7 protein-coding genes and 1 pseudogene are annotated in these 11,278 nt (G+C 35.8%); 4 read left to right on the plus strand and 4 right to left on the minus strand.

The window, feature by feature from the left end:
• A partial coding sequence (locus U868_RS0122695; RefSeq protein ID WP_025155284.1) for an IrmA family protein occupies positions 1–220 on the plus strand: 220 nt, incomplete at its 5' end.
• Positions 221–465: 245 nt separating this feature from the next.
• Here U868_RS0122695 and U868_RS26085 read toward each other — a convergent pair.
• From U868_RS26085 to U868_RS0122715, 3 genes are read right to left on the minus strand one after another with little or no spacing between them, the layout of a single operon-like run.
• Positions 466–2,973: a DEAD/DEAH box helicase gene (locus U868_RS26085; protein WP_240182755.1), complete on the minus strand. Its 2,508-nt coding sequence runs from the start codon at positions 2,971–2,973 to the stop codon at positions 466–468.
• Positions 2,960–4,429, minus strand: a complete 1,470-nt coding sequence (locus tag U868_RS0122710; protein ID WP_025155285.1) for a hypothetical protein — start codon at positions 4,427–4,429, stop codon at positions 2,960–2,962. Before U868_RS0122710 ends, U868_RS26085 begins: the two co-directional genes overlap by 14 nt.
• A complete protein-coding gene (locus U868_RS0122715; protein WP_025155286.1) occupies positions 4,416–5,417 on the minus strand; it encodes a ComEC/Rec2 family competence protein in 1,002 nt (333 codons plus the stop codon). Before U868_RS0122715 ends, U868_RS0122710 begins: the two co-directional genes overlap by 14 nt.
• Positions 5,418–5,898: 481 nt before the next feature.
• Between U868_RS0122715 and U868_RS23920 the strand changes: the two are divergent.
• The 3 genes and pseudogenes from U868_RS23920 (at position 5,899) to U868_RS0122730 (ending at position 10,011) form a co-directional block, all read left to right on the plus strand.
• Positions 5,899–7,084 (plus strand): annotated as a pseudogene (locus U868_RS23920) (integrase domain-containing protein).
• Between the two features lie 12 nt (positions 7,085–7,096).
• Positions 7,097–8,248, plus strand: a complete 1,152-nt coding sequence (locus tag U868_RS0122725) for an SIR2 family protein (RefSeq protein WP_025155287.1) — start codon at positions 7,097–7,099, stop codon at positions 8,246–8,248.
• A complete protein-coding gene (locus tag U868_RS0122730) occupies positions 8,236–10,011 on the plus strand; it encodes an ATP-binding protein (protein WP_025155288.1) in 1,776 nt (591 codons plus the stop codon). Before U868_RS0122725 ends, U868_RS0122730 begins: the two co-directional genes overlap by 13 nt.
• 293 nt (positions 10,012–10,304) lie before the next feature.
• Here the strand turns inward: U868_RS0122730 and U868_RS0122735 are convergent.
• The coding region (locus tag U868_RS0122735; RefSeq protein ID WP_025155289.1) for a methyl-accepting chemotaxis protein at positions 10,305–11,278 on the minus strand (974 nt) is incomplete at its 5' end.

Below are 11,278 nucleotides of genomic sequence, written 5' to 3' on the forward strand. Positions count from 1 at the left end.
GTTTTTCGGGGGGATTACCCTGGAAGTGGAACCTTTTGGCGATTCTAGCGCCACTCGTGCCACCTTTGCAGGATTGGAAATTCCTTGCGAGGACGTCGCTGAGTTTGAAGTGGTTAAAGCGGTGGAAGATCAGAATGGACGTAAGGTTGAATTGCCTCTATCGATCTTTGAGGCTAATAATCCTGAGTTGGCTAAGATGTCAGTCGCTGGGGAAAAATAATCATTTTTAGCTATCTATCAAAGATAGCATGTGGCAGATTGAAAGATCTGCCATTTTTTATTAGTGCTTTGGAGCCTAAAGATTCAATGATTGCACAAATAATTGTGCTGAACGAGTACCTCTTATGCAAGGATTGAGTAGCCACTCAAAAATTTAATACCGTAGCAACATAACCATTACAAATTTTCATAATTATTTTTGAAGTGGTAAGAAGATCTTCTTACCACTTCAATTGAGTTTTAATATCAAAGATTGAGCCACTCAATCTCCTTTTTAGCCAAACTATTGTTATCTATCACCTTAATCAAATCCTTAATTTTTATTTGAATTAATTGGTCATTATTATCAAACTCAATTAAATATCGATACTTCCTCAGCAACTCCGTAGCGGAAGCTCTTGAAAATCCATATTCTTGTAGTGACATTTCTTTAGTATTCACAGTTCCATAATCGACAAATTTGGAAAGATTTATACCACTCGAATCCTCTCCATGTATTGATTTACACAATTGATGATAATGAGCTAAAGCACTTTCCAGTTTAAATGTAATATCAGTTTCTATCGTATCAATTACTTCTAGAATTTTTTGATTTATATGCCGTGAATTATTTTTATCAAAATCTACCCAAGAGTATGATTCTTCATCACGTACTGACTTACTATGTTCAATAGCATTATTAATTATTGCACTAATAGGAGCTCCCATCAGCCAAGAGTATGTCATTATATGAAAAGGAACTATACCTTTAGGGTTAACTATCTTGTACACATCATTAATTTTTTTGAGATATCTTTTAATATCTTCATTTTGAAAAGTCATTAGAATATTATTTTTATTTTCAGCCAACTTATAAGCTGAAGATTGAACATCTGAATCAAATCGATGGTTTTCTGAAAAGGTAGAGACATCAATATCAAGGATATTTTTTCTTATTAGGTGCTCACGCCCAGCAGAAATTATTTTTTGCCTAATCTTTGAATCAAAATTGCCTAATAACCCACCAACTTTACCAGTATTTATATATGACAAAATCTCTGATAAAATTATGGTTGATATTTCCACTACTTTTTGTTCGGGTGTTTTAACATTCCCATTAAGGTAGTTAAGTATTTTTCGATGTGCTTTCAATAATGGGGATATCTCGTCATTGACCTCTATATTATTTTTGTTGGTAACCGAACTTTCAAATTCACTCCAAGTATTATTTTCACTACTAATACAGATGATATTACCTGTTAATTCATTTTTGTAACGGCCTGCTCTTCCAGCAAGATTCCAAAAATCAAGAGTGAAACCACTATTTCCATTAGCCTTACCGAATGGATAAATAAACACATTTTTAGTCGGTAAGTTTACTCCTTCCAATAAAGTAGATGTACAAAAAATATATTTTATTTTTTTATTCGAATAAAGAAACTCAATTCTCTTACGAATAAAAGCAGGTAAATTTCCATGATGGTATGCAATACCATATTTTAATAAATGAGGTAAGGAAAAATCCTCATGAATAAAATCAGATATTAATTTTGCTTCATTAATCAACTCTTCGTCTGCGTCAATAGGTATATCTTTAGAAATCAAATAATTAGAAAACTCCACAGCCTTATTTACACATTGTAATTTGCTTGACACATAGATTAAATTTGAATCATGTTTAGAACCTATTTTGGATATTAAATCAAAATCAGAATCAAATGTATCTGAAACATTAAAATCAATAACAGACTTTGTTACTGTATCAAAATATTTATATTCATTATTATATAAATTCACAAAAAACAAACTTTGAGCAACTGGACTTTCCGTAACACTCAAACTCTTACCTACTACATTAAAATATTTAAAAAATATTTGAGGATTAGAGATTACTGGACTAGAAAATACAAGCTTTAAATCGGAATATTTTTCTAACGAATTAGAAATGACTTTATACAAAGTCATTGATCGTCTACTACTTTTATCAGCTAATTTGTGAGCCTCATCAATGAAAAGCACATCAACTTTAATATCACTAAAATTCGTTTCATACAGAAAATTATTATACCTTTCCTGCGTAAATATCATTATATTCTTTTTCTCAACCTTAATGCCTGAGACAGACTTAGTGATATTTACATTTTCAATTTTTCTCTCATTCAACATAGCTCTAAAATCAACCAAGTATTCCTCAAGCAGAGCCTTAGTTGGTAAAATAAAAACAATTATTTTAAATTCATTAAGTAACTCAATTGCACAATTTTTTATTACAAACGATTTACCCAGAGAAGTAGGACCAGAAAAACTAAAAAACTTGTTACTTAAAATTTCTCTGTAGATATCATATTGCCTATTAGTAAATGAAAATTCTGAGCATGGTATTGTTTGAACAATCTTACGAATATCACCTAATATTGTTGATGTCGTTGAGAGAGAAACCGAAGAATCAGTAAAAGATGTTACTGCTGAAAATAATCCAAACTTAGTAAGAATTGATTTTGTTATAGCTTTTGTATAGCTATTTTCTGAAAACAATTCATTTATACTAGAAATTATTTTTAATGCTATTGCTCGATTTTGTTCATATTCGGAGTTAGATAAGTATTCACTAAAGTGAAGAAGTCGTTCATGGCGTTCAGAAAAAATAAAATTACATTTGTCTTTCTCAAAGAAAGACGTAGCTAATTCATCTAATAGATATTTGTAGTGATTGTTAAACTCATAACTACTCTTAATTCTATCGCAAAGGTATTCAATGAGACTAATCATCACCATATAACTCCCTAACAATAGCCTGTGATAACTCATCGGCTTTATTACTTGGTATAATCAATAAATTTAATTTTAGGCCAGAGGAAAGTTTATTTAGGGTTCCTTCATCAATACTGTCACATGCATTATTAACTAAAGAAATAATATAGCTGTTGACTGTACTAAACTCGTTTTTATTATAGTTTTCCATTGATAATGTAAACACCAAACAAAATGTTTTAAGTTCTTTGTTTCCAGTAAAAAGAAGCTTAAATAAAGTTTCGCACTCTGACTCTTGTAGCTTTTGTTCTAAAAATGAACGTTCTAAAAATAAATCATGATTAAACCTATAAAAATTAAAATTAGAAATCACTTTCTCCACTTCATTATTTAATTCTTTAACTAAATTGTTGTGACCACAATAATTAGAAAACGCCAACTCACAGTTGCCATCCGCAGTAATCATATAGTGCATATGGTGGTAATACTTGGCATTCAAACCTGTTGAATAAAGATGGGGGGCATTAAGACATGTTTCTACCAATCTTCCAGTTAAAAGCTTATTAGCTGGCTCATTAGAAGCCTCTTTAGACAATAAATTACCTGCTCTTACTACACTTTGAGAAAGTGAAAGCTTATTATTAGTGAGCATATGATTAAATTCAATTAACAAAAATCTTGCAATAGGATTTAAGTCAAAATGAGGAAAGCCATTATGTGCTGGTATATAAGTCACTATCTCAAAGTCATTAGTTACTTTTTTTCTAAAAATTTCCTTTACATAATCATTCATGGAATTATCTAACTTAACTGTCCAAACTGGCTTATGAAAAATGACACAATCAAAATATCTATTAATTAAATCATGATCTATATCATTCAAACTCTCAGCTGTAAGATCGTTATTTTTTCCATTTTCAATTATTACTGCATGGGCGACAGGGAAATCTGATTCTGGATACTCTAAAACCAATCCACCAGAAACGCCCTTATATCCTCTTGATTTTTCAATCAAATCAGGTGTTGAATTTGATTCAATATTATACTTAATCAATCCTTGCATGACAGGTTGCGGGAAATTAAGCATTATTCGTCCAGGCTCAACATCTTTTTCCTTGAAAGCATTAAGATAAAATGTCTTATCAGCAATATTTTCAATTTCACCAATACGTAAGGGGTGTGTTGCGTTCCCATTAACCCGTGTAATAACTAGATCTTTGTCTGGAAAGCTATATACATCCACAGCATCAAGGGGCGTTGACATATGTTCGAATGATAGACTATTTATATCAGGTTGAATGGTACATAGCCTACAGCAGCCTGCTATTTTCGCGTTGAATTCTGCACAATTTGCCTTCTGATGACAAAGACCATGCTTTGACGAGATCACAAAAGCTGCATCACAAGAACTGGCCTTGAATAGATACCCTGTTGAATGAGAGCTTAATACATTGATTTTTATGCAATTACTTACACTCATAGTATCTTATATTCACTCCATTAGAAGAATAAGTGCATAATGCCTTAAATTCTAACACACTGTTCTTTTTGAAAATACTCCTAACCTCTTCATTATCACTACTAAAATGAAATATCGCTTCAGGGAATTGAGTCAAAACTCGGGCAATAGTCTTATTATTCGGATGATTATGTTTGCTCTTGTCAGCACAAATAATATATTCGGTCTTCCCCAAAATTTTTATCAATTCGCTATTAGTATTTTTTTCGCTTCCGTGATGCGATAGCTTGACAACATTAAAATTTGGTTCTATCTGATTAGAACTCAAAGCTTCTATTACATCTTTTGCCCATGCATCACCTAAAAATAACGCTCTAAAGCCATTATACTCAACTATAATAGATAAACTCGTTCTATTGGTAATGGATCGATCAGGTATAAATTTATCGTTACCATTAGCAATTTCTTCAAGATACTCTTCTAAAGTAGGTTCAACTTCTTTATCAGATGATATTTGTGGTTGATTAATTTTTAATTGACTCTTTTTCAAATAATTATTGTTCATTCGTTGCAGAGCATCAACACTCGGAGTTAAAGGAATAAGTTTGATGTTATTAAACTTAATCGGCTCACTTTCTCCTAGAAATGCCTCTACAGAAATATCTTTATCCCTCAAAAAAGTTTCTAGGCTAACATCCTGACTGTAAGATATCTGTCGTTCATCAGTATTGAAAATACTGCGACAATAACTTAAGCTATTGAAAAGTAGTTTATCAATTTTAATACCTGAAGATAAAATATATTCATACCCTCCAATATGGTCATCATCGTTATGTGTAACAATTGCAATATTAATAACTCTTGCACCCACTAATTCTTTCAATTTACAGATAATATTCCTTCTTATCAAAAACTCTTTTGGGCCAGAATCTATGAGTATTAATGTATGTGAAAAATCCAAAAGAATACAATCACCATGAGCGGCATCAAATATATTAATTATCAGCATTACTTATCCTTACATCCTTTTCATACTTGTATACCATATTACTATTTGTATGGTATAAGATAAAACTACTTATCTTTACCTTCTATAGTTCCAACTTTTTCTAGATTCATAATTATCATGCCTAACTAACAATGTTAGAATAGCAACCTAGATATCAAGCCTGCCATCAAAAAAAAGCAAAATAAACTTTAGGCCCAACAATAGGCCCAAACTAAAAGTTGAATTGGATTTTATTAACTTAAAATCAATACCATACAAGCTTAATTCAGACTCCGCCAGCCCACCAAAATTCTCCATCGGTGATTACCAGAGTCATCCGATGAAGTCCTAAGAGCCCGCACGGCGCAAGCCCTGCGGGCTTTTTTGTGTCTGTCGTTGTCCGAGAACATCCGGCTAAATCCGATGATTATTGGTATACGTTTAGGTATACGGTAGGATGTATACCTTAAAGCGTATACCAATTCATGAAGGAGCGGCCACAGTGGCACGGACAACACGCCCCCTGACCAACAGAAGTTCTGCGCGCTAAGACGTTAGAGAAGGATTTGACGCTGCATGATGGCGATGGGCTTTTCCTGATAGTGAAAACCAGCGGGAAAAAACTCTGGCGTTTTCGTTATCAACGTCCGGCAACAAAGCAGCGGACAATGATGGGGCTAGGTGCTTTCCCCGCCCTTTCACTTGCTGACGCCCGAGGGTTACGAGCGGATTACTTTGCCTTGTTAGCCAACGGCATCGACCCGAAAGTTCAGGCTGAAGTTGCAGAGGAACAGCAGAAAGTCGCTCTGGACAGTATTTTTTCAACGGTCGCCGCTAACTGGTTCCAGCTCAAAAGCAAAAGTGTTACCCCTGATTACGCAAAAGACATTTGGCGTTCACTGGAGAAAGATGTATTCCCTGCTATCGGTGAGATCCCCGGTCAGCAAATCAAAGCCCGAACTTTTGTTGAAGCCCTTGAGCCAATAAAAGCACGTGGGGCACTTGAGACTGTGCGTCGACTAGTGCAGCGCATTAACGAAATCATGATTTATGCCGTAAACACCGGTTTGATTGATGCCAATCCAGCGTCAGGTATTGGGATGGCCTTTGAAAAGCCCAAAAAGCAAAACATGCCGATGTTGCGACCAGAAGAATTGCCGAAGCTGATGCGTTCTTTAGTAATGTCAAATCTGTCTGTTCCGACTCGCTGTCTAATTGAATGGCAACTCCTGACCCTCGTGCACCCTTCTGAGGCTTCTGGCGCTCGATGGCAAGAGATCGATTTGGATGCCAAGCTCTGTGCCGAACGGATGAAAGCTAAGCGTGAGCATATTATCCCTCTATCTCCTCAGGCATTAGAGATTCTGGAATTGATGAAGCCAATCAGTGCTCACTGTGAACATGTTTTTCCTGGCAGAAACGATCTAAAACAGCCAATGAATAGCCAGACTGCTAATGCGGCTTTGAAACGAATTGGATTCGGAGGTAAGCTTGTAGCACATGGGTTACGTTCAATTGCGAGTACGGCTATGAATGAGGAAGGTTTTAGCCCTGACATAATTGAGGCAGCTTTAGCACATAGCGATAAAAATGAGGTGCGATGCGCATATAATCGCTCAACTTATTTAGAGCAGCGAAAAGATCTGATGTCTTGGTGGGGTTTATTTGTTAATAAGACTATTAAATAAGGACTTGCACACATGTCAAACGAACTATTTAAAGCATTCAGGGCATCAGAATTACATGACAAGAATATTAATTTTCTAATTGGATCAGGTGCTTCAGCTGCATTTATACCAACACTTAAAATTAATGATGATTTCACTTATGAAGATATACTCACAGATAGTGATTATAGTGAAATAAAGGATTTAATTTACTACCAGTACTACAAAAATATTTTACGCAAGAGTTTCTGCTTCTTCAAAAGAGATGACGATCCAGACTTGCGTGAAACCCGTAGGGAAACACTCAGTGCATACCAAGAATTAATTGATAATATTGTAAATCTTATAAATAGAAAGGGCGCCAATCAAATTCGGCGAGCCAATATTTTCACAACCAACTATGATTTGTTTTTCGAAAATGCTTCTGATAAGTTACTTCGTAATTCCACTAATTTTATTTTTAACGATGGTGCCAGAGGATTAAAAACACGCTACCTTCAAATCAGCAATTTTCACACATCAACTTGGCATCAGGGTACAAATGATCTTTATAAATTTGAAATACCAACAATAAACCTCATAAAAATGCATGGTTCTGTTTCTTGGAAAAAAGTAAATGAGGAAAAAATTAAAGTAAGTTATCCAAACTCTTATCCAAAAGATTTGGAAGTTGATTTAGATATTCCAGACATCCAAACAGCAATTAGATTAATTGAAAATTTTACACTTCCTCATACGGCTAAGGAAAGTTTAGCCCTGACAAATGATGATGAATTGGCGCTTAAAGAATTCAGAAAAGAATATGATAAACTTGCCATCGTAAATCCAACCAAAGCAAAGTTTGAAGAAACTGTTTTTCAACAGCATTATTATCAATCACTTAGACTTTTAAGTTATGAGCTTGAGAAACCTCAAACTGTTCTAATCTGTTTTGGTTTTTCTTTTAAAGATGAACACATTCGAGAAATAATTTCTCGTTCGCTCAGCAATCCCTCATTGATAGTTTACGTTTTTTGCTATAAACATGGCTCCAAGTCTGAAATAAAAGAGTTGATAAATAACAAGAAAATTATTTTTATTTACCCAGAAAACAATGACGATTTCATCGACTTAGATAGATTCATAGATTGTATTTTTTCTGTCAGCGGGATTGATTCAATGGAAGGATTAACATGCAGTTTATAATTGGGTATGTTACAGCTGTAAGAGGAACGTCTGTCCGTGCGATCGTTCACCCAAACCTCTATCAGACCACGTATATATATGATGGAAGATTATATCGTGGCGTTGCTATAAATGAATTTATTGTTATAAAAAAAGGATATCATGATATTATTGGGAAAATTGAGGGTGAAGAAATAATTGAAAAGAAAAACTTTGACAACTCTCAGCCTAATCATGAAAAATTTGATAGATTTGTAGATATAAAAATCATTGGGTACATTTCTGAAAATAAATTCAAATCAGGTATTAAATACCTTCCAATGATTCAGGATGAGTTACATCTAATTTCGGATAAACTCATTTCCGCAGTATATTCTTTCGAAGGGAAAGTAGACGCCAAAACAATACATATTGGCAAGTCACTCCTTGAAGAGATACCTATTCACATCCCAATAAATGGTATATTTAATTCACACGTAGGGATATTTGGGAATACAGGAAGTGGTAAATCCAATTCTTTAGCAAAGATATATAGCGAATTATTCACTTGCATTGGAGAAAGATTATTTAAAAAATCCATTTTTGTATTCATTGATTTTAATGGCGAATATAAACCCATCCACAACCAATTGAATGATAAAAGCAATTACATTGTTCTGGACACGCATTTAAAGAATGGAAATCAAAAATTAAAAATTAAAAAATCAGAATTTTGGGATGTGGAATTACTTTCAGTCTTGTTTTCAGCCACAGAAAAAACCCAAAAACCATTTCTTAACATCCTTGTTAGAAATAGACTTAAGTATGGTGATGAACTTAATGACTACTTCCATGAAACAATTAGGGTTATGTTTGGTCAAAATCAGCATCGTGAAACGATCAGCGTTTTACGGTCAATAATTAACATAGTCAACCCTGCGAAATCAAAAGAAATAAATTCCGAGTTATCTGAGTTTAGTTGGTACTCAAAAGGGGAAAACAACAAGTATTATAGGAATGGGAGCTTTTATAATACTCCGGATGGTTATCTTGCTCATCTTCCTTCACTGACAGACACTAATATAGATATTGAAACGCTATCATCTTTTCAGCAAATAATTGTCAGAGCAACTCTTCAACTTATAAATTCCGTTTCTAGGAATTATGTACAATACGAACACATTAGTCCATTAATTGCCAAGATAAATGCCTCAACTGGCTCATTAGAAAAAGTAATTGAGATAATTGATGATGTTGAAATTGAAGCAAAACCATTATTATTCATATCATTAAAAAACTGCAACCAAGAAACAAAAAAAACAATTCCGATGTTAGTTGCAAAGTGTTCTTTTTTGGAACATAAGAAAAAAGATGCTTCAAAAAACAGCTTCCACCTTATCATTGACGAGGCTCATAATATATTATCAGAGACATCAACTAGAGAATCTGAGACATGGAAAGATTACCGGCTAGAATTATTTGAGGAAATAATTAAAGAAGGGAGAAAATTTTCATACTTCGTAACTATTGCGAGTCAACGACCAGCAGACATATCACCAACAATAATTTCTCAAATTCATAATTACTTCCTTCATCGTTTGGTTAACGAAAATGATTTGTTCTTACTAAAAAATTCTATAAGTAACCTTGATAGTTCTTCGCGCAGTTTAGTTCCTATATTACCATCCGGAGCCTGTGTCGTATCGGGAACCGCATTTCATACTCCTATGATCATTCAAGTTCAGCGCCTCCCATCAGAATTAGCGCCTGAAAGTGATACTATTAATCTCGATACATTTTGGTAGTAACTGGTATTGCTTTGAAGATGAGACTCTAAACCTATATTTAGCTAACCTGCCGTCATTGGATGGCTTTTATCATTTCCCCTAACCGCACCTACTTATGTAAGCACATCCGTTTCGGCTCCACACACTTTTTGAGATTTCGTTATTTTTCAGCTAATAACCGGTACTCTCCCTGTGTCAGATTACCATTAAAAAAATGCCCATGAAACATGGGCAAACAGAGGCGGAAGTCATTCAGTAGTACCAGGTAAAATGCAGTAATAATTCCGTTTTTTTATTTTAGTTTGCAGACATTAAAAGGTTTCCCAGTCATCATCAGAATTATCTGTTGGTTTTTTAAGGGCAGGGGATTGCAGAGGCGCGATAGTGCTGGTTTTCGTGCCGGTCGTCACTTTTCCGGCCTGTATATGAAATACAGACACTGCCTGAGTCAGTTTGCTCGCCTGATCTTCAAGTGATGCGGCAGCGGCTGCCGATTGCTCGACTAACGCCGCATTCTGCTGGGTGACTTTGTCCATTTCTGTCACTGCCACACCAATCTGGTCGATCCCGCGGCTTTGCTCATCCGAAGCAGAAGCAATCTCACTCATAATATCGGTAACACGGGTGACAGCGCTGACAATTTCATTCATCGTCTCACCGGCCCGCTCAACCAGTACCGCACCGGTATCGACTCTACCGACCGAATCTTCGATCAGGGTTTTGATTTCCCTGGCGGCCTGCGCACTGCGCTGGGCCAGATTACGCACCTCGCCGGCGACAACGGCAAATCCGCGTCCCTGCTCACCGGCACGGGCGGCTTCAACTGCTGCATTCAGTGCCAGAATATTGGTCTGGAACGCGATACCGTCGATCACACTGATGATATCGGCAATTTTCTTCGAGCTGTCGCCGATGCCGCGCATGGTATCCACGACATCATCCACCACTTTCCCGCCACGCTCTGCGGTTTCAGAAGCGGTTAATGCCAGGTGGCTTGCCTGACGGGCGTTATCGGCATTCTGACGTACGGTCGCAGTCAGTTCTTCCATGCTGGCAGCTGTTTCCTCGAGAGAGGCAGCCTGTTGTTCGGTCCGCGAAGACAGATCGTTATTCCCGGCTGCAATCTCACTGGCGCCGTTGTAAATTGCATTGACCCCGTCACGGACATTACTGACTGTCCCGGCGAGTTCACCCTGCATATAGCGCAGAGTATCAGCCAGTTTATTGACTTCATCACAACCGGTCATATTAATGGTTCTGGTCAGGTGGTAATCCCCCCGAAAAA

This window comes from Morganella morganii H1r, assembly GCF_000633515.1.
GTDB classification, from domain to species: domain Bacteria; phylum Pseudomonadota; class Gammaproteobacteria; order Enterobacterales; family Enterobacteriaceae; genus Morganella; species Morganella morganii_B.

Bases quoted from the DNA above. Each gene is read 5' to 3' on its own strand.
- U868_RS26085 (WP_240182755.1), bottom strand. From the start codon at position 2,973: ATGGTGATGATTAGTCTCATTGAATACCTTTGCGATAGAATTAAGAGT.
- U868_RS0122710 (WP_025155285.1), bottom strand. From the start codon at position 4,429: ATGAGTGTAAGTAATTGCATAAAAATCAATGTATTAAGCTCTCATTCA.
- U868_RS0122715 (WP_025155286.1), bottom strand. From the start codon at position 5,417: ATGCTGATAATTAATATATTTGATGCCGCTCATGGTGATTGTATTCTT.
- U868_RS0122725 (WP_025155287.1), top strand. From the start codon at position 7,097: ATGTCAAACGAACTATTTAAAGCATTCAGGGCATCAGAATTACATGAC.
- U868_RS0122730 (WP_025155288.1), top strand. From the start codon at position 8,236: ATGCAGTTTATAATTGGGTATGTTACAGCTGTAAGAGGAACGTCTGTC.